This is a genomic window from Myxococcus sp. RHSTA-1-4 (assembly GCF_020037125.1).
Taxonomy (GTDB): Bacteria; Myxococcota; Myxococcia; order Myxococcales; family Myxococcaceae; genus Myxococcus.
Genome location: NZ_JAIQDG010000030.1, coordinates 52,471 through 77,764 on the forward strand (window position 1 = coordinate 52,471; position 25,294 = coordinate 77,764).

At 67.6% G+C, this 25,294-nt stretch carries 21 protein-coding genes and 2 pseudogenes; 5 read left to right on the plus strand and 18 right to left on the minus strand.

Features of this window, described 5'->3' with window-relative positions:
• Positions 1-151: 151 nt before the first annotated feature.
• The 4 genes and pseudogenes from K8638_RS33045 to K8638_RS33055 form a co-directional block, all read right to left on the minus strand.
• Positions 152-2,089, minus strand: a complete 1,938-nt coding sequence (locus K8638_RS33045) for a hypothetical protein (protein ID WP_255663051.1) — start codon at positions 2,087-2,089, stop codon at positions 152-154.
• A 6-nt stretch (positions 2,090-2,095) separates the two neighbouring features.
• Positions 2,096-2,194 (minus strand): annotated as a pseudogene (locus K8638_RS45380) (zinc-ribbon domain-containing protein); the annotation flags it as partial.
• A 9-nt stretch (positions 2,195-2,203) separates the two neighbouring features.
• Positions 2,204-2,620, minus strand: coding sequence for a ComEA family DNA-binding protein (locus K8638_RS33050; protein ID WP_223758668.1), 417 nt, complete (start codon positions 2,618-2,620; stop codon positions 2,204-2,206).
• 4 nt (positions 2,621-2,624) lie between these two features.
• Complete coding sequence (locus tag K8638_RS33055) at positions 2,625-3,902, minus strand: aspartate kinase (RefSeq protein ID WP_223758669.1); 1,278 nt, start codon at positions 3,900-3,902, stop codon at positions 2,625-2,627.
• 110 nt (positions 3,903-4,012) lie between these two features.
• On the opposite strand from K8638_RS33055, the gene hutH reads away from it, so the two are divergent.
• Positions 4,013-5,539, plus strand: coding sequence for a histidine ammonia-lyase (gene hutH / locus K8638_RS33060; RefSeq protein ID WP_223758670.1), 1,527 nt, complete (start codon positions 4,013-4,015; stop codon positions 5,537-5,539).
• A 149-nt stretch (positions 5,540-5,688) separates the two neighbouring features.
• Here the strand turns inward: hutH and K8638_RS33065 are convergent, their stop codons facing one another.
• The 4 genes from K8638_RS33065 to K8638_RS33080 all read right to left on the minus strand — a co-directional run bounded on the left by K8638_RS33065 (position 5,689) and on the right by K8638_RS33080 (position 9,014).
• On the minus strand, positions 5,689-6,189 hold the full coding sequence (locus K8638_RS33065) for a hypothetical protein (protein WP_223758671.1): 501 nt from the start codon (positions 6,187-6,189) through the stop codon (positions 5,689-5,691).
• An 11-nt stretch (positions 6,190-6,200) separates the two neighbouring features.
• The gene (locus tag K8638_RS33070) at positions 6,201-7,142 is read right to left on the minus strand and encodes a DUF2381 family protein (RefSeq protein WP_223758672.1); all 942 of its coding nucleotides are present in this window, start codon (positions 7,140-7,142) and stop codon (positions 6,201-6,203) included.
• 274 nt (positions 7,143-7,416) lie between these two features.
• Positions 7,417-8,337, minus strand: a complete 921-nt coding sequence (locus tag K8638_RS33075; protein WP_223758673.1) for a hypothetical protein — start codon at positions 8,335-8,337, stop codon at positions 7,417-7,419.
• A 419-nt stretch (positions 8,338-8,756) separates the two neighbouring features.
• Positions 8,757-9,014, minus strand: a complete 258-nt coding sequence (locus K8638_RS33080; protein WP_223758674.1) for a hypothetical protein — start codon at positions 9,012-9,014, stop codon at positions 8,757-8,759.
• Positions 9,015-9,237: 223 nt separating this feature from the next.
• On the opposite strand from K8638_RS33080, the gene K8638_RS33085 reads away from it, so the two are divergent.
• On the plus strand, positions 9,238-10,659 hold the full coding sequence (locus K8638_RS33085) for a di-heme oxidoredictase family protein (RefSeq protein WP_223758675.1): 1,422 nt from the start codon (positions 9,238-9,240) through the stop codon (positions 10,657-10,659).
• A 140-nt stretch (positions 10,660-10,799) separates the two neighbouring features.
• Here K8638_RS33085 and K8638_RS45000 read toward each other — a convergent pair whose 3' ends face one another.
• From K8638_RS45000 to K8638_RS33110, 6 genes and pseudogenes are all read right to left on the minus strand, one after another.
• On the minus strand, positions 10,800-11,564 hold the full coding sequence (locus tag K8638_RS45000) for a hypothetical protein (RefSeq protein WP_223758732.1): 765 nt from the start codon (positions 11,562-11,564) through the stop codon (positions 10,800-10,802).
• Positions 11,565-11,918: 354 nt separating this feature from the next.
• Positions 11,919-12,080, minus strand: a pseudogene (locus K8638_RS45385) (amidase family protein); the annotation flags it as partial.
• Between the two features lie 75 nt (positions 12,081-12,155).
• On the minus strand, positions 12,156-14,348 hold the full coding sequence (locus K8638_RS33100) for a glycoside hydrolase domain-containing protein (RefSeq protein WP_223758676.1): 2,193 nt from the start codon (positions 14,346-14,348) through the stop codon (positions 12,156-12,158).
• Between the two features lie 108 nt (positions 14,349-14,456).
• Positions 14,457-15,422, minus strand: coding sequence for a pentapeptide repeat-containing protein (locus K8638_RS33105; RefSeq protein ID WP_223758677.1), 966 nt, complete (start codon positions 15,420-15,422; stop codon positions 14,457-14,459).
• 612 nt (positions 15,423-16,034) lie between these two features.
• Positions 16,035-16,169 carry a hypothetical protein gene (locus K8638_RS44700; RefSeq protein WP_255663054.1) on the minus strand — a complete coding sequence of 45 codons (135 nt, stop codon included), beginning with the start codon at positions 16,167-16,169 and terminating at the stop codon, positions 16,035-16,037.
• Positions 16,170-16,209: 40 nt separating this feature from the next.
• Positions 16,210-18,570, minus strand: coding sequence for a kelch repeat-containing protein (locus K8638_RS33110; RefSeq protein WP_223758678.1), 2,361 nt, complete (start codon positions 18,568-18,570; stop codon positions 16,210-16,212).
• A 250-nt stretch (positions 18,571-18,820) separates the two neighbouring features.
• Here K8638_RS33110 and K8638_RS33115 point away from each other — a divergent pair, with 250 nt between their 5' ends.
• Positions 18,821-19,669 carry a GNAT family N-acetyltransferase gene (locus K8638_RS33115; RefSeq protein ID WP_223758679.1) on the plus strand — a complete coding sequence of 283 codons (849 nt, stop codon included), beginning with the start codon at positions 18,821-18,823 and terminating at the stop codon, positions 19,667-19,669.
• 238 nt (positions 19,670-19,907) lie between these two features.
• On the opposite strand, the gene K8638_RS33120 is transcribed toward K8638_RS33115, so the two are convergent.
• Positions 19,908-20,732, minus strand: coding sequence for a vWA domain-containing protein (locus K8638_RS33120; protein WP_223758680.1), 825 nt, complete (start codon positions 20,730-20,732; stop codon positions 19,908-19,910).
• A 371-nt stretch (positions 20,733-21,103) separates the two neighbouring features.
• Here K8638_RS33120 and K8638_RS33125 point away from each other — a divergent pair, with 371 nt between their 5' ends.
• Complete coding sequence (locus tag K8638_RS33125) at positions 21,104-21,979, plus strand: peptidoglycan-binding protein (RefSeq protein ID WP_223758681.1); 876 nt, start codon at positions 21,104-21,106, stop codon at positions 21,977-21,979.
• 286 nt (positions 21,980-22,265) lie between these two features.
• Here K8638_RS33125 and K8638_RS33130 read toward each other — a convergent pair whose 3' ends face one another.
• Entirely contained in the window at positions 22,266-22,814 is a 549-nt protein-coding gene (locus K8638_RS33130; RefSeq protein WP_223758682.1) for an SMI1/KNR4 family protein, read from the minus strand.
• Positions 22,815-22,894: 80 nt separating this feature from the next.
• The gene (locus K8638_RS33135) at positions 22,895-23,266 is read right to left on the minus strand and encodes a hypothetical protein (protein WP_370644185.1); all 372 of its coding nucleotides are present in this window, start codon (positions 23,264-23,266) and stop codon (positions 22,895-22,897) included.
• Positions 23,267-23,709: 443 nt separating this feature from the next.
• Between K8638_RS33135 and K8638_RS33140 the strand changes: the two genes are divergently transcribed.
• On the plus strand, positions 23,710-24,600 hold the full coding sequence (locus tag K8638_RS33140) for a bifunctional 2-polyprenyl-6-hydroxyphenol methylase/3-demethylubiquinol 3-O-methyltransferase UbiG (protein WP_223758683.1): 891 nt from the start codon (positions 23,710-23,712) through the stop codon (positions 24,598-24,600).
• A 334-nt stretch (positions 24,601-24,934) separates the two neighbouring features.
• On the opposite strand, the gene K8638_RS33145 is transcribed toward K8638_RS33140, so the two are convergent.
• Complete coding sequence (locus K8638_RS33145) at positions 24,935-25,282, minus strand: hypothetical protein (RefSeq protein WP_223758684.1); 348 nt, start codon at positions 25,280-25,282, stop codon at positions 24,935-24,937.
• Positions 25,283-25,294: the final 12 nt, after the last annotated feature.

Here is a 25,294-nt window from a genome sequence, read left to right on the forward strand (position 1 = left end):
CCCATTCCTCGATGCCACACACGGATCGAGCAAAAGGTATGCCCTGCTTTCGGGAAGGCAATCCGCCCGGAATTCCTCCAACGGGCGGTGGAGTCGCGCGTGAGGGACTGGACTTTCTCCAGCCCGCGGGCACCAGGAAACGGTCGTCGTTTCAGGGCCGCCGGGCGGCCGTGCCGAGCTGGGACAGCAGCTTGCTCGCGAGCTGGTGGTTGGGGTTCAGGGCGAGCGCGTCGTCCAGCAGCGAACGGGCCGTGGACGGATCATTGAGGCGCAGGGCCACCCGGGCGCCCAGGACGTACGCGCGCAGCAGCGTGCGGTCCTCCTGCCGGAGGGTGTCCAGCTCCTTGGATACCTCCGCCAGCGAGTCGGGCGGCGAGCCGGAGTTGAGGGCGTACTCGGCCCGGGACAGCGTGCTCCACGCCCTGGACGTGCCCTCCACGTTGCGCAGCCGCTCGGCGAGCGCCAGCGCATCCGGCGCCACCGTCACACCGGCATGGATGGCGCGCGCCTTCAGCCGTGCCACCAGGGCCGGGGCGGGCTCCACTTCCGGAGCATTGGCGAGGCCGGGGACCTGCGAGTCCAGCTCCTTGCGGAGCGTGTCCGCCTCGCCCCGGAGCGGAGCCGCCTCCCTGGCGATGTCCGCCAGATCCTTGTCCAGCGAGGCGATGCGGAGGTCCCGCTCCACCGGGTCTCGCAGCTCCCGGGCATCGAGCTTCTCCCGGTTCAGCCGGTCCACCCGCGTCCGGAGCCGCTCGGCGTCGGCCTGGAGGTCGGACAGCCGCAACGACAGGGCCACCACCAGCTCGGCCTGGGCCTCGGTGTACTTGGGATGCGCGGCGTTCAGCGCGCGCAGGCGCTGGATGGCCTGCTCTCGCGACGCGGGATCATCCCTCCGGAGCAGCGCCGCCGCGCGGTCCTTGTCCTCCACCGCCGCCACGGGCATGTCCGAGTTCCGGTCTCGCCACGCCGGGTAGGCCAGCACGGCCGTCAACACGAGCCCCGCCGCCACCGCGAGCGTGAGCAGCAGGCGCTGCCGCTTCGGCTGTCCCGAGTCGAAGCCTCCGCCCATCGACGACTCGCGGCCCGCCGCGAGCAGCTCGGGAGGCAGCTCCACCGGCGGCCGGCGCGAGGGGGTGACGATGGCTGGGACCGGCTCGACGCCACCCTGGGCCCCCGGCCCCAACGGCACCAGCGTCTCGGAACCGACGGGCGGGGGCGACTCGGGAGGGAGCTGGATGCCGGTGTCCTCTCCGGAGGAGGAGCCCGTCGCGCCAAAGAGGGCCGTGCGGCCGATTCCGGGCCCCTGCCCCGCCGGGCCTTGCGACGGCTCGGAAGGCACCGCGCCAAACGACTGCGTCCTGCCGATGGACGTGGACGGGGCCCGTGAAGTGAAGACGCCGGGCAGAAGCGGAGTGTCACCATTCGTGGGCGGAGACACCGGCGCCACGCCGAAGACACGAGTCGAACCAACGGGGGCCGCGTCACCCTGCGCGAGCACGGCGCCGAATGTCTGAGCCCTGCCAATCGGCGCGGGAGAGTCAGGGGCCGGCACGGCGCCAAATGTCTGAGCCCTGCCAATCGGCGCGGGTGCATCCTGAGCGGGCACGGCGCCGAACGTCTGCGTCGTGTTGCCCGGCGACGTCGGGCCGTGCGCCGGCACCGCCCCGAACGTCTGCGTCGTGTTGCCCGGCGACGTCGAGCCGTGCGCCGGCACCGCCCCGAACGTCTGTGTCGCGTTGCCCGGAGCCGCCGAGCCCTGAGGCGGCACCGCCCCGAACGACTGTGTCGCGTTGCCCGGAGCCGCCGAACCCGGCGGCGGCACGGCGCCAAACGTCTGCGTCATGCTCACGGGCGGAATCGACGGAGGCGGCGGCACGGCGCCAAACGTCTGCGTCGTATTCGGCACCGGAGCGGACGCCCCCGCCGCGGGGTTGGGATGCGGCCCCGAGCCGAAAATCTGCGTGGACATCGTCCCCGGGCGTCCACCGCCGAAGATCTGCGTGGAGCTGGTGCTCGCGGTCGCCCCGCCCGTCGCGCCCGGAGTGGGACGCGCGGCGGGGGCCGGTGCCTGTCCGTAGGGAGAGGCCATGAACACATGGCCACAGCGCGTACACTGGACCGACACGCCTCCCGGAGGGAGCAGGCGACGGTCGAGGACGTACTGCATCGAGCACTGGGGGCAGGCGATCTGCACGCTCCGTGCTTACCACACGGGCCCGGCGTCCGGAGATGCTCCCAGTAGTGTGGCTGCCCGGAGGGTCTGCAACTTGGCAGCACCCACTCCGGGGACAGCGTCCACGTCGTCCCAGCTCTTGAAGCCGCCCGAGTCCTCCCGGGCCTCGACGATGCGCCGGGCCAGGGCGGGCCCCACGCCCGGCAGGAGGGCGAGTTCCTCCGGGGTGGCGGTATTCAGGTCCAGCCGGCGGCCCAGGGCCAGGGCCTGCGCGCCCGAGGGTGGCAGTCCCTCGCCACAGGTGGCCACCCCGTCCGGGCGGATGCGCACCGCCTCGGGCGCGCAGTCCAGCGCCGGGGCGGAGTCGGGCCAACGAAGGCGGGCAACCGCGCCCACCCCCATCAACCCCAGCACGGCGGCTGCGAGCGCGGCGGTGCGGCCCGCCACGGACTCAGACCTTCTCGCCCTTGAGGGCGGCCGTTTCCGAGACGGCGGAGACTCCCTCGGGAGGCATCGGCTGATCCAGCCCGAACGCGGTGTGCAGCGCGCGCACGGCCAGCTCGGTGTACTTGGCGTGGATCACGCACGACACCTTGATCTCCGACGTGGAGATCATCTGGATGTTGATGCCCTCCGCGGACAGCGCCTGGAACATGCGCGCCGCCACGCCGGAGTGGTTGCGCATGCCCACGCCGACGATGGACACCTTGGCGATGTTGTCGTCCGTCTCGAGGCCGGTGGCGCCGATGTCCTTCACGGCCGCCTTCACCACGTCCTGGGCCTTCAGGAAGTCCGCCTTGCCCACCGTGAAGGTGAGGTCCGTGCGGCCGTCCCTGGACGGGTTCTGGACGATGAGGTCCACCACGATGGCCTTCTCATCGAGTGGACCGAAGATCTTCGCCGCGACGCCCGGCACGTCCGGCACGCCGCATACGGTGATCTTCGCCTCGTTGCGGTCGTAGGCGACTCCGCGGACCAGCACGTCCTCCATGGACTTGTCCTCCTCACACACGAGAGTGCCGGGGTCATCGGTGAAGGACGACTTCACCCAGAGCGGCACCTTGTACTTCATGGCGAACTCGACGGAGCGGATCTGCAGCACCTTGGCCCCCACGCTGGCCAGCTCCAGCATCTCCTCGTAGGTGATGCGGTCCAGCTTGCGCGCGGCGGGGACCATGTTGGGGTCGGTGGTGTAGACGCCGTCCACGTCCGTGTAGATCTCACAGGCATCCGCCTGGAGCGCCGCGGCCACCGCCACCGCGGTGGTATCCGAGCCGCCGCGTCCGAGCGTGGTGACGTTGCCCTCCTCGTCCACGCCCTGGAAGCCGGCCACCACGACGATGTGGCCCTTGGCCAGGGCGGCGCGGATGGGAGCCGCGTCGATGCTCTTGATGCGGGCCTTCGAGAAGGTGCTGTCCGTGACGATGCGGACCTGGTGGCCGAGGAAGCTGGTGGCTTTGCCCTGCTGGGCCTGGATGGCCAGGGCGACGAGGCCGATGGACACCTGCTCACCGGTGGCGACCACCACGTCCTGCTCGCGCTCGTCGGGCCGGTCGGTGATCTGCGCCACGAGTTTCAACAGGCGGTTCGTCTCACCGGACATGGCGGAGACGACGACCACCACGTCATGGCCCGCCTCCTGGGCCGCCAGGCAGCGGAGGGCCACGTTCTTGATGCGGTTGATGTCGCCTACGGAGGTACCGCCATACTTCTGGACGATCAGTGCCACGGCGCCTTCGACCTCCTGCGTCAGTCGGTCGGAGCTATACGAGTAGCGCTCCCGGGTGTAAAGCGCCCGCTGCCCGAACTGTGGCGTTTACGCACCCCTTTGGAGTTCCAATGTCTCGCGCTCGCATCCTCATCGACGGTGACACGCTGAAGCTGGAGGAGATCCTCCAGGTGGCCCGCAACGAGGCCATCGTGGAGCTGGCCCCCGAGGCGGCCGCCCGCGTCCAGGCCTCGCGCGCCCTGGTGGACCGTGTCGCCGCCGGGGACACCCCCTCCTACGGAATCAACACGGGCTTCGGCACCCTGGCCGAGGTCCGCATCGACAAGAAGGACCTGCGCGACCTCCAGCGCAACCTCATCCTCTCGCACGCGTGCGGCGTGGGCACTCCCCTGCCCCTGCCGGAGGCCCGGGCGCTGCTGCTCCTGCGGTGCAACGTGCTGGCCAAGGGCTTCTCCGGCATCCGGCCGGAGACGCTGGGGCTGGCGCTGGACATGCTGAACCGGGACGTGGTGCCGGTGGTGCCCGAGCGGGGCAGCGTGGGTGCCTCGGGAGACCTCGCGCCGCTGGCTCACCTGGCGCTCGTCTTCATCGGCGAGGGCGAGGCGTACTACCAGGGCCAGCGGCTGCCGGCGCGTCAGGCGCTGGAGCGGGCGGGCCTGCAGCCGGTGGTGCTGGAGGCCAAGGAGGGCCTGGCGCTGGTGAACGGCACGCAGGCCATGTGCGCGGTGGGCACGCTGCTCCAGCTCCGGGCGGAGACGCTGGCGGACCTGGCGGACGTGGCCGGTGCCATGACGCTGGAGGGCCTGCTGGGCAGCCACAAGCCCTTCATCCCCGAGATTCACGACGTGCGGGCGCATCCGGGCCAGAAGGCCACCGCGGCGCACCTGCGGAAGATCCTGGCGGGCAGCGAGCTGGTGGAGACGCACGTCAACTGCAGCAAGGTGCAGGACCCCTACTCGCTGCGCTGCATGCCGCAGGTGCACGGCGCGGCGCGCGAGGGCCTGTCCTTCGCGCGGCGCATCCTGGAGGTGGAGGTGAACAGCGCCACCGACAACCCGCTGGTGTTCACGGAGACGGAGCGGATCGTGTCGGGCGGCAACTTCCACGGGCAGCCCATCTCGCTGGCGATGGACGTGGTGGCGATGGCGCTGACGCAGCTGTCGTCCATCAGCGAGCGGCGGGTGGAGCAGCTGGTGAACCCGGCGCTGTCGGGGCTGCCGGCGTTCCTGGCGAAGAACTCGGGGTTGAACTCGGGGTTCATGATTGCGCAGGTGACGAGCGCGGCGCTGGTGGCCGAGTCTCGCGTGCTGAGCCACCCGGCGTCGGTGGACTCGATTCCGTCGTCCGCGGGCCGTGAGGACCACGTGTCCATGGGCATGACGGCGGCGCTCAAGGGCCGTCAGGTGAGTGACTTCACGCGTTCGTGTCTGGCCATTGAAGTGCTGTGCGCGGCGCAGGCGCTGGACTTCCGCCTGCCGGTGAAGCCTGGCAAGGGCGCGCTGGCGGCGTATGAGCTGGTGCGCAGCAAGGTGCCGCACATGGACAAGGATCGCGAGCTGCACAAGGACATCGAGGCGGTGAGCCAGCTCATCGACTCGGGCGAGCTGCTCGCGGCGGTGCGCTCCGCCACGGCGTGAGGACACGGGTTCAAGTCCCGTACTCCTTGCTGACAAGAGGGGCCTGGAATCCAGAGGGAAACCTCGCGGGTTCCGGGCCCTTCGCCTTTCCCCCGTGGATGCGCGAAGCAGCAGCGGCGCACAGTGTCAACGAAGCGGGGAGGGCCGTGCTATCGGAACTCGTTCACGATGTAGACCCCCGCCCGGGGAGAATCGAGGATGGCCGTCCCGGGCTTGGACTCGGGCCGCTTCCGGAGCTGCCCAAGGCCCAGCCGAGCCACCGCGCAGATGGGCACCTGATCGCCACCCTTCAACGGATGGGCGGCATAGTACCGAATGACGACTTGAGGCCCGCCCGTCCAGACCTGACCATAGAGGCGAGCTGGCGCTTCAAGTAGCCCGAGATTCTCGTCCAGCACGCTCTCAATCGGTCCGTCGTAGAGGGTGATAGGACGCGCACGGGTCTGGTTCGCGTCGAGCTGAACCCACGCGGATTCCCCAACGAACAGCCGGAGGTAGTTCATGGCCTCCCGTGCCTTCTCGGGACACTTCTCTGGTCCCGGAGTGCCATCAGGACGCAAGGCCACTCCTCCCGTTGCGGTTCCAGGGCAACCAGAGGACATCACGAGTAGGACGGCGCAGCCCAAGAGCGCGAATTTGTTGAAGGCCATGCCTCCCGCTCTTACCGCGCAATGAGGGTCGGATCTAGCTGAACGAACGCTTGCCGCAGCCCATCGTGTCGGTAGACCTCCAGCCGCAGGCTCGTCAGCGCGCCGTCGTCAATGAAGGCGCTCCCGTCCGCGACGATGGCCAGCACTCCGGACCCGCCGGGCGTGATCTCGCGGACTGTGGCGCGCACCGCGACCGTGCGCTCACGACCGCCGTCCGTGGTCACAAGTCGAATCCGCTGCACACTCCAAGGTTGCTCCTGGTCAAGGTTCTTGACCTTGAAGACGACTGCCGCCTTACCCTTCCCCTTGAGCACGGTCGCATCAATTTCGGCATCGGTGTCCTTGCCGGAAAAACGATCCGCGACCATGAACGGCGTCTGCGCGACCGCGCCCGACGCGAGCAGTGCGGCAAGGGCGTGATCCTCCGAAGTCTCTTCCTTGCGGTAACGCTGGTTCTCTTCGACAAGTGCCTCTTTCTCTTTGAGCGCGTTCATCAAGGCCGCGTGCATGGCCGCGTAGCTCTCCCGGTCCTTGAACACGTCGACCTGTTGGTCGGTAGTCGGCGGCCACCCTCCGTCTTTCTTCCGCCAAGAGGGCCTTACAAGGAACGGAACTTCAGTCCCATCCGCCAGCGTCACGACCAGGGGAATCCCTTCGTCCCTGTTGAGGTCACGGATGGGCTCAAGGAGCACCTTGTTGCGGACCACCGCCAGCGGTTCGAGCCGCCCCTCCCAACCGATCATCTTCGTCTTGCTCGCGTCTACAAGCTGCTCGAATCGCAGCGTCGTGACGACCTGCCCCTTCACGTAGATGGAGTGGGTGCAGTCTGTCGGATGCTCGGAGAGCATGATGGGGCGCACAGAGGGCTTGTCACGCTCGTCGCGGGCCTGTGCGGCTGACGAGGCCACAAGGAAAGCAATCAGACCATACCCGAAAAGTGGGAGAGTACGCATATCCTGTCCAACCTACCAAGGTGGGCCCGAGCGCAGCAACCCTCGCGCACCTCGCATGCAGGGCGCCGCTCATCGCCCTGTTCGGGCGGCCCAAGAATGTCACCACCGACCAGAACGGGGACCACTGCCCGTTCTCACCCGGTCCCGAAGATGCTCGGCCAACGCGAACAGCTCATCGCCAGCCGCGAGCAGAAGGTGTGCCGGAGGTAACACGAAGGCCCCGGTCGCTCGCGCGGCCGGGGCCTCGGGGTGCTTCAGGGCCGCGGCCCCTGCGCTACTTGCAGAGGTGGCCGTTGTTGTACTCGTCCAGGCTCTCCGCGAGCATGTCCGCGGCGTCCGCGTTGATGACGGACTTGTACGAGCCCGTGCCCGTGAAGCCGATGCCGTCCAGCAGCGACTGGCCGCTGTTGGCCGCGGCCACGGCCTCGTCGCAGCGCACCGCGCCGGCCTGGAAGTTCAGGCGCGCGCCGAGCAATTGCGCGGCGAGGCGGTAGGCGGCGTCCGTGGCGCGCTTCATGCCGTTGAGGTCGGACTTGCTGAGGATGTCCACCGCGTCCTGGCAGTTGTTGACGAGCAGGTCACCGATGGGGATGCCGCCGGCGGCCGCGAGGGCCTGGTCGAGCAGCGCGTCCTGCTTGCCGCCGGTGCACGAGGACCAGTTCTTCCAGTAGCCGATGGTGTGCGCGGGGGCGGTGGGGGGCGGCGGGGGCGGGGGCGGCGGCTCGGTGTACTCGGTGTTGTTGACCTCGACCAGGTGCACCCAGGGGTATTGCACCACCACGTCCTTGCAGACGGTGCGCGTGCTGGGGTTGGGGTTGCCGACGCTGTTGGGGATGAAGCCGCCCTCGAGGCTGAGCGAGGAACGCCAGCCCGCGGGGATGTTCACCTCGCAGACCTGGTAGGTGTCGAAGGGCAGGGCCGGAATGTGGATGAGGCCCATGTTGTTCGAGTCGGCGATGAGGCCGCCGACGATGACGGTGCCCTCGCCACCCGGGTAGTCCGCCGTGGCGCCCTTGCGGATCTCGAACGTGAAGGCGAGGTCGCCGAGGAACTTGAAGTCCTGGCCGTTGACCTTCTTGAAGATCTTGATGTCGCCCGTCTGGATGGGCGTGGTGTCGTCGGTGGCGTTCGCGTCCAGCGCAACCAGCCCCAGCGCCGCGGCCATCGCGGCGATCAGCTTCCCGTTGCCTTGCATGTTCGTCGTCCCCTCATGTGTGCGCCCACGTCCGAGTGGGCGGCAGGCGGGTCTGGAGCGCTGCTGAAGTCGGCGCCCCGACATCTGCCCACGGCCGTTTCTTTGCCACACAGGTACGCGCAGTTGCAATAACAGCGTCAAATTTCACTGAACATGCACTTTGTGCGACGGAGGGGGCGGAGTTCCGCGGAGTTGGCAGGCATAAGGCAATGCGTGGAACATACCCACCCGCCTGTGGGGAGGGGCGCCACTCGGGGACGCGGCCCCGTGGACTCTGCCACCACAGTTCCGGCCCCCGCGATGAGGACGTACCTCGGTGCTGCGCCAGAGGTGGGCTCGGAGGGGACGGACATGATGCCTCCTGGGATGACCCGCGGCTCGCGAGGGCACCTGCCTCCGTGAGCCGCGGGTCCGAGCCCTCATTCCTGGCTCACCAGCCGTTGCGCCGCGCGCACGAAGTTGAGGAGCGGATTGACGCGATAGACGAAGTAGTAGTGGAACCGGCTCCACGGGAGCGTGCTGTTCAGCATGTACGCCTGCGCCTCCCGATACACGGGGCCGTGGGTGGCGAAGGGCATCACCTCGTCCGTGTCGAAGATGAAGACGTTCTTGTCGTCGTCCGCGAAGCTCAGCGCGCCGTCGCCCACGATGGCCTCGAACACCGGGAAGCCGAACACCGCGTTCCCCCTTCGATGCCGCGCTTCACCGCGCCCAGCACGTCGTACTGCTGGAAGCGCGGGTCCTGCCGCACCTTCAGGGTCCGCACTGGGACAAGTTCACCCACTTCGAGTTCTCCAACAGCCACCGTACCTCGAGCATACGCCCGACAACCGGGCCGTCATCGATGGCGGCGGCATCCGCTACTACTCCTTCGAGCAGCTGTACCAGGTCGGTGCGGGCATGCGCCCGTGGTACGGCGTGGCCCCTGTGCTCGACTCCGTCCCCCTGCCCGAGAGCACCCTGCTGGGGGGCCAGGCCAGCGTCTCCTACAACTACTCCGAGGAGCCGCACCGGGTGTTCCAGCAGATGGCCAACAACATCGGCATCTCCAACACCCAGCGCTTCGTGGAAGGGCGACGGCTGTTCCACACCTCGTTCGTCGACGGGAAGCACTCCGAGAGCCCGGACATCAACCCCGTGTTCACGGCGCACGCCAATCAACTAGGGCCGCGCTTCAACAACGTGAGCTGCATCGGATGTCACGCGCTCAACGGGCGCAGCGTCGCTCCCGTGCCAGGCCAGCGACTCGACACCATGGCCGTCGAAGTTGCCGCGTCCAGTTCCCCCTCCGGGGTGACGCCCGATGCCACCTATGGCTTGAACGTGCAGCAGCGGGCCCAGGAGGCGGGCGCGCCGGACTACTCCGTCTCCGTGCAGGCGTATGAAACGACCGTGCGCGCGCTGCCCGACGGCGAGACGGTCGAGCTGCAGAAGCCGGTCTACGCCTTCAAGGGTCCGGTGCCAGCGCAGTACTCCATCCGCCAGGCGCCGCAGGTCATCGGCCTGGGGCTGCTCGAGGCCATCGACGAAACGACGATTCTGAACCTGGCCGACCCGGAAGACTCGAACGGTGATGGCATCCGAGGTGTGCCGAACTGGGTCGTCAATCCGGAGACCGGCAGCCGGCACCTCGGCCGCTTCGGATGGAAGGCGAGCAAGGCCACCCTGCGCCAGCAGGCAGCGGACGCGCTCCTCAAGGACATCGGTGTCACCTCGCCAGTCTACAAGTCGCTGGCCTGCCAGCGGGGCTCACCCGACTGCAATGCCACGGCTGGCGCGACAGCCATCTCCGAGACGGAGCTCCAGCGGCTCGACGCCTACCTCGCGCTGCTCGGAGTGCCGGCCCAGCGCAGCCTGCGCAGCGGCTACATGGACGGTATCCGCGTCTCTCCGGAGCATGACGTGGACCCGGCCCTCATCCAGCGCGGCGGTGCGCTGTTCGCCCAGGTCCGTTGCGTGAGCTGCCACACGGCCCAGTTGACGACGGGAGCGAACCATCCGTTCGCGGAGCTGCGCAATCAGACCCTCCGGCCCTACACCGACCTGCTGCTCCACGACATGGGGCCGGGGCTCGCCGACACGCTGCCCCAGGGACAGGCGGGAGCGAGCATGTGGCGGACCGCGCCGCTCTGGGGTGTGGGCTCGCTCCGGTTCGTCCAGGGAGGGGTGCAGAACGTGCGCTACCTGCATGACGGGCGGGCCCGCACGCTCATGGAGGCCATCGCCTGGCACGGCGGCGAGGCCAGCACCAGCCGCGGCCTGTTCGAGGCGCTGAGCAAGGCGGACCGCGACGCGGTGCTGGCATTCCTCGAATCGCTCTGAGCCGAGCCCCCGGCGCCCGGGCTATCCGGTCCGTGCACGGGGGGAGCGGGCATCCGGCAGGATGAGGCCTCGAAGCCTGTCAGTGGGTCCGCCCCCGCGGGCCGGCGCTGGAGGGGCGGCTGCCGTAGCGCGGGCCCCTGTCAGAAGGTCTGGCTGCGCGAGTTGTTGGCGGTGTTGGCCTCGGGCGAGCCGTCCTCGTTGGTCCCGGACGCCGTGCAGGTGACCGAGCCGCTCGGCGCCACGGCGTTGAGGATGCTCTTCGTCTCGCCGGGGAGGATGGGCTCGTTGACAGTGAAGACCGAGCTGGAGCCGAAGCGCGAGCACGTCACCGAGACGAGCTTGCCGGGGCGGCCGTTGTTCCTCACCCGCACCTCCGTGCGCCCGGTCGACGTCCACAGCAGGCTGGTGATGACGAGGTCGACCCCCGCCGGGAAGTCCCGCGTGTAGATGAAGGCATGGGGGCTGCGCGGGCTGCTGCAGTACGAGATGAAGTTGGCGGTCTCGGGGTATTGCTCATAGCAGGACGACCAGTCCGGCCTGAACGTGTACATGAAGAAGTCGCTGCCATTGGTGCCCGCGCCCGGCACGCGCATGCGGACCTTCGCGAAGAAGCCGGTGGTCCCCGCCGTCCATGCCGCCGCGGGAAGCACCCTCGGCAGGCTCCAGCCATACAGCTCGACACCGTCGGCCGTGGTGTGCTGAACGGTGGCGGACGTGGTGGTCCTGCCCACTTCGAGCCACGAGGTTCCCCTCGCGTGCTCGAGGACCACGGTCTGCGACCCCGTGTTGCTGTACCCGAGGAAGTCGATGACTCCCGTGGTCGACGAGACGGTCTGTCCGTCGACGGGGTTGAGCATACAGGCCGAAGTGGAGACGGCGAGTGCCGCCAGCAGGAAGATGCGCATGGATGGCTCCGAATGTGCCGGGACGGGAGTGCTCCGGACCTCTCTCTGGCCCGGGGGGCGAGAAGCGCGCGGGAGCCTCGGCCAGCGCCGTGGGTGCATCAATTCCCTAGGATTAGGTAGCTGGTCGGCGGCGGCCCGGGCCGCGGACCCTGGGCGGTCCCATGACTGGCCTCCACATGCGAACCCATCAGGTGCGCGCGCGGGTGCGGTTGCTCGACGAGGCGCACGAGCTCCCCGCCGCAGGCACAGGTCCTCCCGCCACAGGTCCGCGTAGACTTGGATGCTGGTCGGCAGGCCCCCGGAGAGGCCCAGCGCGTTGCCGGGGAGCACGAACCCCGTGGCCTGCGTCAGGAACTCGATGCCGTGCGTGGTGGCCGAGCCCAGGCAGTCCAGGTTCTCCTTGACCGTGAAGGGCACGCCGTGAAGCGCCCCCATCGGCCCTCCTGCCCGGCGCACGCGGTCGGCCCGGTCGGCGGCCGCGAGCGCTTCTTCCGCGAGCACGACGCAGACCGCCATGCGTCGTTCCTACCGTGGTGGAGCCCGGGAGCAACAGCCTGAATCCAAGGACCAGCGCGGCGTGGGGTGCCTCCCCTACCCGGCCTTCTCCCGGACCCAGTCATCGAGCACCTCGATGGCATCAGCGACGCAGGCGCGGGCGGCGTAAAGACTTCCGGCCCGCCCCAGCAGCCACTTCAGGCCGACGCGATAGACAATGACGCCTTGCGCCTCGGCGAGCGACGAGAGGGTGAACGACGTCTCGCCCCCGTTCACCTCCAGGGGGCCTGCCGGCACGTTGGTGGGGCCCTTGGTGGATATCCCTGGTGACGCGAACGGCTGCCCGTTCACCAGGAAGCGCGAGTAAGGCCTCCCCCAGTAGTCCGAGTCGTCATAGACGTTGAGCACCAGCTCATAGCGGCCGTCCTTCGCGATGTTGCGCAGGCGGATCAGCAGGTCGGAGCGCGTCCCGCCTGGGTGGTGAAGCCAGCCCTCCTGGGCGCTGAACGACCACCCCGGCTGCGCGTCGAAGAGGAGATCCCGAATGGCGAATCTCTCGGAGCCGGCACAGAGCGAGTCGGCGGCGGCGCGCGCATCGGCCAGGGCCTTCCGCCCCTTCGTGGCGACCGACAGCTGCCGAGCCTCCGCCTCGGCAGTACGCCGCTCCAGAATGCGCAGCATGTCATAGTCCTCGGCGCCCTCGCGCATCAACTCCCAGCGGATGGTCGTCACCACCCGGTCGAGGACCGGCTTCTCCGGGTTGTACTTCCGCTCTGGGGGGTAGAAGAAGTAGCCGTCTCCATGGCGGTACTGGTAGTTCACCCCCGGGAGCAGGAAGTTCGGGCGCTCCCAGGGCGTGGCATCGCCGCCCCAGTTGGTGGAGAGGTAGTAGACGTATCCGTTGGCATTCCGACGCCACACGTCCCAGAACATGGCGCGGTTCTGCTCGCCGCTGTGTGAGATGAGGGCGGTGTCCTTGATGTCGTAAAGCCAGTAGTCGGCCCCCTTCTTCCGCTCGGCTGCGGCCACGTCCTCGCGGTACTGGTTGGCGTTGGGTATCCACAAGGTGATCAGCGACTTGCCGTTTTCCTGCACCTCGGCGAGCCGCGGGCGGCTCGCCGGGTCGTAGGTCACCGCCGTGCGGATGCGCGCGTCACCCTGCCGGACCAGGAGGCACACCTGCTTGATCAGCTCCGCGTCCGACTCCGGCGGCTCGTCAGCGACATAGTACACCGCACGGTCGAGCCATCCCTTCCCAGCCAGGTGCGCGCCCACCTGCCGGAAGAAGCTGACGACGATCGGCTCGAAGACCGGGTTCACCGAGCCGTTGGGAAGGATGCGCTGAACGGAAGCGCCACCGCTGTCCGAAAAGGACAGGAACGACTGCAGTTGGCCGTTTTTCTCCTGCCTGTGCAGGATATACGGGGCGAAGTTGAACGCGCTGAAGGCTTGGCGCTCGTCGAGGTAGTACTTCGCTTCGCGGTCGAAGCCGGTGAAATCGAGGGCCACTTCGCCGGTGAGCTTCCCGCTGGTGTCTTTCGCGAACTCCCAGCGGATGGTCGCGTCCGGAAGCGGGTTGAATGCCATTGTCCCCGGGGCATAGAGGAAAGGCCCCAGCCGCGCGCGGATGTACTCCTCCAGATAGGCGCGGATCACCTTCTCCTTCTCCTCGCGCGTCTTCGCCCCGTGCGCCCGGTAGATGTTGCTCTCGGACATCCCGATCATGCTCTGCAGGATCGGCCGCTTCGGTAGTGCGAAGGAACGCACCCGCGCCGTTACATGGAGGACTGCCCTCGGGTCACTCCCCGAGAGAATGCTCACCCGCCCCGAGTAGAGGCCCGGCCGGGCGTCCATTGGAACGGCCAGCGTGAGCCAGAACACCAGGTTCTTCCCCGGCTCCACCGAGAAGCGGTCCGCCGCCGCGTCGACCAGCGGCAGTGGGTCGGGGCGTAGAATGGGCTTCGTCGAGGGCTCCTTCGGGTCGTAGGGCACATTGACATCCACCCACTCCACCTTCCGGAGCGTGAGGAGCTTCGCGGGGAGCGAGGCTCCTTGGTGGGCGGTCAGCTCGGTCACCTGCACCGCGAGGCCCGAGATAGGTTGGTCCGACTGCACCACGACCTGAAACGACTCCCCCTCGTTGCGGGCGCAGTCCACCGAGGCCCGCCCCGGCGTCCAATCGGCGCCGGCCTCTTCCTCAGGCAGCACCTTGTGCAGGGGCGACACGCTGTAGACTCGGAGGCCCTGCGGCCCCACGCCGACAACCACCTTGGATTCGACTGCGCCCATAGACAACCTCTGACCGTGACACCCTCGTCGATGCCGCCGACAGCTGCCCCGAGCATCCGAACGCCGACCAGGCCGACCCGCTCCAGCAATGGCAGATGTTCCCCACCGTCAGCCGCCCACGAGCCTCCGTGGAGCCTCTGCCTTCTTGTGGGGTTCGGGGCCTACGAGAGCCTCGTCCATGATGACACCAGCGGCCCCCCAATTGAAGGAGTTGGGCCATTTCGTGTACTTGTTCGCGTGGGCTCCCTTGAGCCTGGCTGTCGTGAGATTCTTGGCTCCTTCGAGGTTTGCCCCTTCGAGGTTGGCTCCTTCGAGGTTTGCCCCTTCGAGGTTGGCTCCTTCGAGGTTTGCCCCTTCGAGGTTGACTCCTTCGAGATGGGCATTCACGAGCCGGGCATCTTCGAGGTGAGCGCGTGCAAGGGATGCACCTTCCAGATTAGCGTCATCAAGATCAGCCCTTCTTAAGTCAACCTCATCCAAGATGAAATGAATGTCGTTGCCATTCCGCAATGCCTCCCCAGTCAGGGCATCCATCGCCGCCTGTAAGTCTGGATCACGAAGCTCGAGAGCCCTCAGAGAATCCAATGGCTTCGGGGGCGAGTCAGGGTCATTGTAATTAGAGTTTTTCCGGACAAATGCAGAGAGCATATCGACGATTGCTTCGCGATCTGACTCGGAGTCCCTGGCAATGCGAGTCAGTGCGTGGATTCCGCCAAGGCGGACATCGACTTCGTAACGACCAAACTGCTCGACAGCCATCGTGAACCGAGAAGTGAGTTGCTCTTCCTTGGCCTGCCGGAATTGCTGCCATGTGAAAAAAGCGGTCGCCGCGAAGAAGATCATCCCCAGCGCCTGGACCAAGACTGTTCGGACATCATTCTGCGCCTTCAGGTGTTCCGGAGCAGCGATAGGCGTCTGGGCTCCCTGCTTCCTGAGGGAGCGGTCGACGATGATCGCTGGCGCGACGAAGATGACCAAGATGAAGAAGAGCAGCGCACAAGAGACTAGAAGCGCCGCAAGGAACCACCAGAGCACTTGTCCCTTGAGCAGTCCAGTCGCGAGGATATAAGCCATCTCTCTCTCCACATGCCAATGCACGAACTGCACGTTCGTCAATTTTCTGATGCAGAGTTAAGGACGGCATGGACCCTCCTCAAGCTGCAAAGGCATCAAGCGCTGCGCTCCTCGTCAACTTTGGACGCAAGCCCGGCAGCACTCCCCTTCTCTCTTGGCGTAGAGAGAAGGAGTCAAAGTCTCTCGAGAGACGGGAGCCCTGTTGAGGGTGAGGAAGCATGGCCGAGCTGGGGCCGGAGTTGCTCAGCGGATAGCCCCCCCTCCCTCCTATATTTGTCTACTCGTGCGACGGGCGCTTCCTGCTCGTCCTGAGGGTGACGGCCGCCCGGTGCTCTACCAGGGCGGCACGGCCATCTGGGCCTCCGGCCCCTCCGGGCAGCCGTCCTACGGCATGTACATGCAGGGCGACGGCAACCGCGCCATCTACACCGGCCTGCCTCGCGCCATCTATGTGTCCAACACCGGCGGCCACAACGGCGCGACGCTCCACGTGCAGAACGCGGCAACGTGGTCATCTACAACACCGCAGGTGCGCCCGTCTGGGCGACCAACACGGGCGGTCGCTGACGCCGTGAGCCCCGCCGCCCCGGGCCTTCCGGGGCGGCGGGGTCCTCAGGCGGCGCGGAGCGCCGGAGCCTGCTCCTTCAGCAGCGCCGCCAGCTCCTCACCACCGAGCATCTCGCGCTCCAGCAAGCGCCGCGCGGCGCGGCGGAGCACGGCCTCGCGCTCGCCCAGCAGCCCCCGCACGCGCTCCGCCTATCCGTGCCCGCAAGGCAGCCGGGACACGCTAGGGACTGGTCGCGAACACGAGATCGTCGTGATCGGTGTAGCTGCCCACGCCGCAGGGGGCCGCGCTCCCGCCATAGCGGAAGCGCCCCCGGATCACCTGCGCCCCCGTGGGCAGCGTGAAGGTGTGAGACAACGTCTGACTCCCGGCCCGCGTTGGCGTGAGCGTGGTCAGGAAAGTCCACGCGGGGTTGCTCAGGCTGGTCGCGTAGTACAGGTCAAGCATGTCGGAGGAGTACGCGGAGAAAGCCCAGACCGTGGCGTCGATTCGGACCTGCTTCCCGGCGGCGAGGGGGGTGTTGTCGGTGGTGACGATCATCAAGCGGTCGAGTGATTCATCGTTGTGGAAGCCCCCCGCCGTGCCATCCGAGCAGGACGCATTGAGGGTATTGGGCGCCTGGGGCTCTGGGCCCACTGAGCCGCGGCCCACCAGGAGAGTGCCGGAGTCGCAACCCGCCCCGGGTGTGCTGCACCGGGGGGCTCGCAGTGTCCCGTCATAGCTGGCCATCACCACCACCGGGTTCGACACCCGTACTGTCACCCCCGCGCTGGTCGCGCTGTTACCGGCGGCGTCGAAGGCGCGGGCGGTGAGCACCCAGGACCCGTTGGCGACGCTGGCCGAGTTCCAGGAGACCGAAAACGTCGGTCCGGCGGATGAGCCAATGAAGGAGTTCCCCACATAGAAGTCGGTCCGCACCACGCCAACATTGTCAGAGGCGCTCGCCTGGATGACCACAGTGCCCGTCACGTCCACGCCGCTCAAGGGCGAGCTGATGGAAACGGTGGGGGGCGTGGCTTCGACGCAGACGCCTCCGGAGTTGCAGGTGCTGCCCTCCGCGCAGATTCCGCAGGAGAGCGTACCGCCGCATCCATCCGAGAGCGTGCCGCAGCTCCTGCCCTCCGCTGCACACGTGGTGGGCGTGCAGCTCACGCAGATGTTCGAACTGCAAACATCAGTTCCGCTGCACGCTCCACAATCGAGCGTGCCGCCGCAACCGTCAGCGATGCTGCCGCAGTTCTTGCCTTCCTCGGCACAGGTCGTCGGCGTGCAGCTCACGCAGACGTTGGCCTCACAGATCTCTCCGATGCCACAGGTTCCGCAATTCAGGGTGCCGCCACAGCCATCTGGAATCGAGCCGCAGTTCTTCTCCTGTGAGGCGCAGGTCACCGAGACAGTACAGGCCGAGAACAGCTCGGCGTGCGTGGTGCGCACTCCGCTCGCGGAGTAGCCACTGGCGACCAACACGCGGCCATCGTTCAATCGAACCGCCTGCGCCATGTATCTGGCGATGAGCAAGGGGTCACCGGCGCTCCAAGCCCCGGTCGAGGGGTCATAGAGCGCCGACGAGGCCAGAAACCCGGCGTTATACCCACCGGCGACCAGGACGCGGCCGTCGGCGAGCACAGCCCCTACTGCGGAGGAACGCCCACTGGTCGTCGACGTCGCAGACCATGTGCTCGTGACCGGATCGTACTGCTCTGCCACGTTGAAGGTCCCCGTGCCCTCCTGCCTCCCGCCGACCAACAACACCGAACCACTTCCCAAAAGGAACGCCTGGTGCCGAGTCCGGCCGACGAACGGGCTCGCCCGCGTGGTCCAGGTGTTGGCCAGGGGATCGAACTCCACCGCGGGCACGAAGGTCGGGCTGCCCTGGATGTCGTATTCAACCCCTCCGGCGACCAGCACCTTGCCGCTGGGAAGGAGCGTCGCGGTGTGATCGAGGCGCTTTTGCGGCAATGATGCAACGTACGACCAGGTATTCGTCGTGGGATTGTAGATTTCGCAGACCGTCGAGCCACCAGCGGTCGTCGTCAGCTCTCTCTCACCGGCGACGACGAGCACTCGACCATCCTGCAATAGCGTCGCCGTGTGCCTTGCGTGGGCCACCGCTGTAGGGGCTCCGTTCGACCAGGTGCCCGTGGCCGGATTGTAGATCTCCACTGTGTTCGTCACTCCGGTAGAAGGGCTGCCGACGTGACCACCGACCACGAGCACCCGACCATCCTGCAGCAACGTGGCCGTGTGCGAACTCCGGCCGTTCGCCAGGCTGGAGACGATGCTGAACAGCCCGGTCGCGGGGTTGTAGCGCTCGACGGTGGAGGTATTGCCGCTCCCATCGTACCCACCGGTCACGAGCGCTGTTCCGTCCTGGAGCAGGGTGAGGGCGAATGAAGTCCGCGCCACATTCAGTGAGCCGGTCTGGACGCTCAGCGGCTGGCTTTGGCGCGAGGACTCGCTCTCGAGGGGCAGTTCCGTGGGAGAACATCCAGTCGCGCTTGAGACAGCCAGGGCCACCAGCGCAAAACGGGTAAGTAATCTGAACATTCGCGGACCGTATGGCAACTCCGTCCGGGTCAGCAAGGGCGGCTGTTCTTGCTGAACATGTAAATCGACAGGCGCACGACTTGGACCTGTACTGCGTAGGCGACTCGAACCCATATGACGCATTCCTCGCACCTCCTCGGCCTGTCGAAGTGCTCGTCGAAGACGTGTACGCTCATGCCCGCGCAGTCCTCGCCAGGCGGGGCCTCGTTCCTTCCCCTTCCGCCCGGAGAGGACGCGCCCCCTCACCGCAGCCCCGCGCCTGACACGCTTGCCCTTGGGAGCCTCCTTGCCGAACGACGCCGTTGAGACGCCCACTCCGCTGCCCCGCGCCGTGGGGTTCACCACGGAGCTGGCCCTTGTCCAGTTCGATGGTGTGGTGCAGTCACGGGCTGACTACTGGGTCGTTCGCACGCCCAGCAGTCCCCACTTCTACTGGGGAAACCTGCTGCTCTTCCGGAGAGCGCCTCGGGGGGAGGCGGATGCGCGGGAATGGCTCGCGGCCTTCGAGCGGGAGCTGGCTCACACGGAGGTCGGACACTGCCTGCTCGCATGGGACAGCCCGGGCGAACGCGGCGATACCGCGCCCTTCCTGGCACGCGGCTTCGAGCTGGATGAGGGCGTCATCCTCACGGCCCACCAGGTCCACCCGCCGCTCCACCCGAACGAGGCGCTGGAGGTGCGTCCGCTCAGCGGGGACGCCGAGTGGGCGGAGGCCGTCATCCTGCAGACCCGGGCGTTCAGCGAGCACTCGAAGGATGCCGCGGCGACGGCCCGCTTCGCGCAAGCGCAGATGGCGCGGTACCGCAAGATGGTCGAGGCGGGGTGGGGTGTCTGGTGGGGCGGATTTCTCGACGGCCGGCTTGCCGGGACGCTCGGGCTGTTCTCCGCGCATGGGCTCAGCCGGTTCCAGCTCGTGGGCACGCACCCGGAGTTTCGCAAGCGGGGGGTGGCGGGCACACTCGTGTACGAGGTCTCGCGGCGGGCCCTGGCATCGGGAGGCATCCAGAGACTCGTGATGGCGGCGGATGCCACATACCACGCGGCGCGCGTCTACACCTCCGTGGGTTTCGAGCCCACGGAGAAGCTCTACGCCGTCCTGAAGGTGCCTGGGCGGCGTGAGACGGCGCCCTCCTGAGCTGAACTCCGCGAGCCCATCCCCGAGCCCCAGGAGTTGAACCAGCCCCGCCTCCTTCACGGACGCCAGCACCCTCAAGCCTGCCTCCACTCTACCAGGTGCACCGCCGTCACCTGCGCCCGCTTCGCGTTTCAAGTGCAACGAGGTGCACCGGAGCCTCGGGGGGCTGGAGCTACGTGCGCTCCTGCGCTGACACGCGTCGCGTGAAACCTGTCCGGGAGGCTCCCGGCCGTCCGGGCTACTCCCCCCCCGCGGGCAGCAGCCGGCGTTGGCGCAGCCGCATCAGCGCGCCGGACACCGCCACCTCCGTGCTGCCCAGCTGCTTCGCCAGGGACTCGCGCAGCACGGGGCTGCCGCGCGCGGTGAGGGCAAGCGCCTCGATGGCGCCGTGCACGCGCCGGTCGAAGGCAAACTCGACGGAGGTGCGGTGGACGAGCGTCTCCACGATGGCCAGGGCGGCATCGGGGCCTCGCGCGGACTGGTAGGTGCCTCCGGTGGAGATGGACAGGCGGCGGAAGGCCCGCTCCAGCGCGGCGTCGTAGTGCGGGTGGATGGAGGGCACCATGGCCAGTGCGTGCAGGAAGATGCCCTGCGCCTCCAGGTGGTTGGTGAGGCCGTCCAGGTCCCAGCCGCTCGGGTCCTTCTCCTTGAAGCGGTCCGGCGCGTGGCCGCCGTCACCTCCGCACGCATGCGGCGGGGCGTCCCCCACGAGCACCACCACCTTGAAGGCGCCCTCGCGCCACGGGAGCCTCGCCGCCGCGTCCAGGCCCGCGAAGACGGCCTCGGCCGCGTCGGTGTTGGACGCGTGGCTGAAGACCTTCGCGGTATCGAGCGCCCTGGAGAAGGCGGAGACGTCCCGGGTGAAGGGGTGGACCTCCAGCTCCTCCGGGAAGCCGTGGTCGCGGTAGCCCGCGAGCGCCACGCACAGGTCCAGGTCGGGAACCGACGTCAGCGCCTCCAGGATGCGGCGAACATGCGCACGCGCCTGCGCGATGAAGGACGTCATGCTGCTGGTCAGGTCCACACAGAAGACCAGGTCCAGCCGCGACAGCATGTGGCTCATGGGCACCCCCTGCACTCGGGCCACCAGGCCCGATTCGGCCCAGGTTCGACGCCGCGGGTCTCCGGGGTCTGACGAGCCCGGGCGACCCGGAGCAGTCCCGCTCGAGGGAGCGCGGCGGTGGAACCCTCACGGCTCTGAGATGTGGAATCACCTTCCAATCCACCTCCACCACGTCCTCTCCGGCGGGTAACAGGCCGCAACTTCTAAAAGGCCCACACGACAATACATTTCGCACAGCCCCCTACTCCGCCCCCTCTTGGAGGTCCCCCATGTCTGGCCCGTCCGTTACCTGTTTCCCCCGAACCTCGCCGCGGGTTGCTGCCCCCAGCCCGGGCAACACCGCCGTCCCCTTGGACATGTTGCAGCGGGGCATGAAAGGCGCCGCCGTCCGGCAGCTCCAGACAGACCTGGTGAAGCTGGGCTTCATGACCCAGAGCCAGATGGACACCGGCCCCGGCACGTTCGGCCCGCGAACCCTCAAGGCGCTCAAGGACTTCCAGTCCGCGAAGGGCCTGAGCGCCGACGGCATCTACGGACCGCGCACGCGCGAGGCCCTGCAGCGCGCCATGAGCGGAGGGGGCACGCAGGGCACGCAGGGCAAGGACGGTTTCGACGACAAGGGTGGCCCGTCCACGCGCCCGTCGACGCCTCCTCCGGCCGACCGGCCCAAGCCGGGTGGCCTGCTGGGCCGCGCCTACGCCGACAACAGCCAGAAGGCGGCCAACGCGAAGCTCAGCACCGGTGGCCGCTACGCGGCGGAGCTGCGCTCCATCGCGAACCTCAGCCCCCAGAAGCGGCGCCAGATTGACGAGATTGCGCGCAAGGCGGACCTCCCGCCCGCGCTGGTGGCCGGCATCTGGTACCGGGAGGCGTCGTTCCGCGACGGCGTCTACCTGCACAACGGCGACCCGCTCGGCACCCCCACCACGCACGTGCCGAAGGGCATCTTCTTCCGGAAGGATCAGTTCGTGGAGGCGGCGGTGCATGCGCTGCGCGAGAAGCGCTCCACGCAGAAGGAACTCAACCTCCACTACAACTCCACCGACCTGGGCGCCATGGCCACCTACGCGGAGGCGTACAACGGCTACGGCTACCGGAACAAAGGGGTGACGAGCCCCTACTCGTTCGCCGGCACCGACCAGTACCGCGGCGGCATGTACGTGGCGGATGGCAAGTACAGCGCCTCCACCTATGACCGCCGGCTGGGCATCGTGGCCATCGCGAAGGAGTACATGCGCCACGGCTGAACGACGTTGGCGCGGCACCGGGACGTTCCCGGTGCCGCGGCTACACCGTCCCGGTGAGGGGCGACGCTACGCCTGAAGGCAGACGCACTTCCGGGTCGACGTGCTGCAACGCCCGTTCAGCCTGCCACCGCACGGGCTGTCCGACGTGCACGCCCGCCCGTGACGCACGCGCTGCTGCCGCGGTCCAGGGCCAGTCCCCGTCGAACTCCGTGCCGGAACACTCCGCGACGGTGAGGACGAGGAGCGAGCGCCACGGTCTGGAAGTCATGTGTTGAGCCTGTCTTGTCTACGCGTCCGCATAGGTCTCGATGAACTCATCGATGACCGTGACGATGTGCGTCGAGAAATCCCGGAAGTGCTCGGCGTGCTTCGTCCCCAGAAGCTGGGGGAGACCGAAGGCCTCATCGTGGCTGTAGGCCACGACGCCCAGCTCACCTTCCTGGGTGCGGTCACGCGGATTGAAGCACCAGAAGTTCTCCACCGCGTCGTCATCCCGTCGCTGGAAGAACAGCGCCTCGTTGATGGCGTCCGCCACCTCGGAGTCGTCGCCGTCCACAGCGTCCGACGGGTCTGGCGCGGCGGCGCGCAGCAGCCCCGGCTCCTCCATGCCAATGAGCTCCTGTCCGCCGTACAGCACCTTGAAGGTGCCGTGGGTGCGGATGAAGTGCACGTAGCTGGGGGGCAGCTTCAGCTTGAACTTCGTCTCCAGCTTCTCCACCTGCTCGGCGGTGAGAGGCGTGGAGAACTCCACGGACATGTCCTCCTTCTCCTCCGCGAAGGATTTGAGCCGCGCCACCGCTTCGGCCACCGCGCTCTCACTCGACTTCGTCGCCATGCGCACTCCAACTACGGACCAGGAAGAGCCCTGGTGCGCGCACGCTAGCGAGAACGACCCTCCGGACAAGCGGAATCGAATCATCCAGTTCCTGGAAGGAACTCCCTGGACGTGTGGCTTGTGGCGTCGCGGGACGTCCGTGCCCTCGTTCCAGAGAGGGGCGGCAGGTACTCCGTCAGAAGCGCCAGGCGCGCGCCCGAGGCCCCCAGCGGGTGGCCCACGGCGATGGCGCCCCCGTTCGGGTTCACCCCGCTGTCGTCCTCGCTCAACTCCAGCAGCTTGAGGCAGCCCAGCACCTGGACGGCGAAGGCCTCGTTGATTTCGATGATGTCCATGTCCGCGAGCGACAGGCCGGCCCGCTCCAGCGCCTTGTGCGAGGCGGGGACGGGCCCCATGGTGCGCGGCGGCACCCCGGCGACGGCGGCGGAGACGAGCTTGAGCTTGTCCAACATGGCACTTACCTGACTGTACAGGTAAGCAGTGCACATCCATTGCCGGATGTTGGGCGCGGAAGTTTCCGGGTAAACGCGGAGTCGGGTTGTTCCGCGGCAGCGGCAGGGAAAAGCCGAGGAGAATCAACAGGCTGTGACGGCAGGGTGTGTGGCTGAAGGGACTATAGGCGGAATGGGGCGTGCCGGACCGCGGCGAGCTCCAGGCGCTCTGCGATGAGCATGGCAGCACCCAGGCCATCCTGGAGGCTTTGCTGCGCTGACCTCCATCCGGCGTCCCCCGCCCCGTGGGGGCGAAGGCAGGCGTCGGCTGTCTTTAGTCAGGGTGGAAATTGCCGTGGCAAACGCTATCAGCCGGGCGCGACGCCTTCCTACATGTATGGTGCGCGACGCCGGACCGAACGAGGTGTTTGATATGGCATTCATTCAGACCGATGCTGCGGCCCATGCTAGATCTCTCACGAGTACTGACCCGCGTCCGGCGCGGCCTCCACGCGGCGCTGGCTGACCTCCCCACGTCGATTCAGGGCGATACCAACAGTGTCGCTCCCGCCGTCCCACAACAGGCCGCGGAACCGTCGCACGCGAAGGTCGCCTGGACCGAGGGACTGCCCAGCGAGATTGCCTTCTGGGACAACTGGTTCAAGACCCAGGGAGGCGTCTGGTCCGAGGACTACAAGACCCGGCTCAACCCGGACACCCCGCTCCAGCAAACCGTGGAGGACTACCTCCCTGATCCAGCGGGGGATGCCATCCAGGAGATTCTCGACGTGGGCTCCGGGCCCCTGACGATGCTGGGCAAGCGCTCGGACCGGCGGAAGTTTCGCATCACGGCGGTGGATCCGCTCGCGGATGCGTATGACCGCATCATGGCGAAGCATGGCGTCGTCCCGCCGGTCCGCACCTCCTGGTGCCATGGCGAATTGCTGACAACGCGGTTCGCTCCGGACACGTTCGACCTGGTGTGGGCCCAGAACTCGCTCGACCACAGCTACGAGCCCGTGCGCATCATCGAACAGGCGCTGGTGGTGACGAAGCCGGGCGGCTACGTGGCGCTCTCCCACGCGCGGAACGAGGCCCTCAACGGGAACTGGGATGGATTGCACCAGTGGAACTTCGACCATGAGGGCGGTGACTTCATCATCTGGAACCGCCAGGGCCGGGTGAACGTCTCGAAGCTGCTCCAGTCCCGGGCGGAGATCCGGACCCAGGGAGATGACACGTTCGTGCACGTCAGCTTCCGGAAGCCGGTCCGTGGTAGCCTCCGCACGGAGCGGCGCTTCTCCGGCGATGGGCCGCATGGCGGCTCGCGGGCCCATCCTGGTGACCGCAAGTAGCACCGACAGCAACAGACTCGACAGCCCCAGCACGACCGTGTCTGGCCGCATCGACAACTCCCCCCGGCGAGAGCCTCCTCGCCCGAGGCAGGCTCAGCCTGCGCCTTTCCCGGGTGGGAGGAAAGACACGGTGTGTCGGCCTCGGGGTCATGAGGAAGGCGCCGGTATGAGCGAGGCGAGGAATGTCACCAAGCGCTACGGCGACACGCTCGTCGACGACGACGTCACGCTGCAACTGCCCATTGGGGGAATCACCTCCATCATCGGGCCGAACGGCGCGGTGAGCGCGATACGCCACGGGGCCTGCATGGCCCCGTGGCTCACGCCGCGTGATTCATGCCTCGTTGACGAGGGCAATCTCGAACTGGTTCGTGGCTTCGAGCCCATCCTGGATGGCGCGCAGGATCCGCTCCGGAGTGTCATCGAGCCTGACGTAGCCTTCGAGTTCGTAGCGCTTCGTCTCCGGATTCACGACCAGGGCCCCGTTCTCGCCGCGGCGAAGCAGGGGGAACCCCCGCCCCTGGACGAACAGCTGGTTGGCCAGCAAGCCACTGATGAACTCGTGGGTCTCCGCTTTCTTGCACTCGACCTGGATCCGCCCGTGCTCGAAGGTGATCTTCGCGGTCTCGCCCCTGGGGTAGTACGGACTTTCCTTGGGAGTCGCTTTGATGACGAGGCTCATGTTCATTCTCTT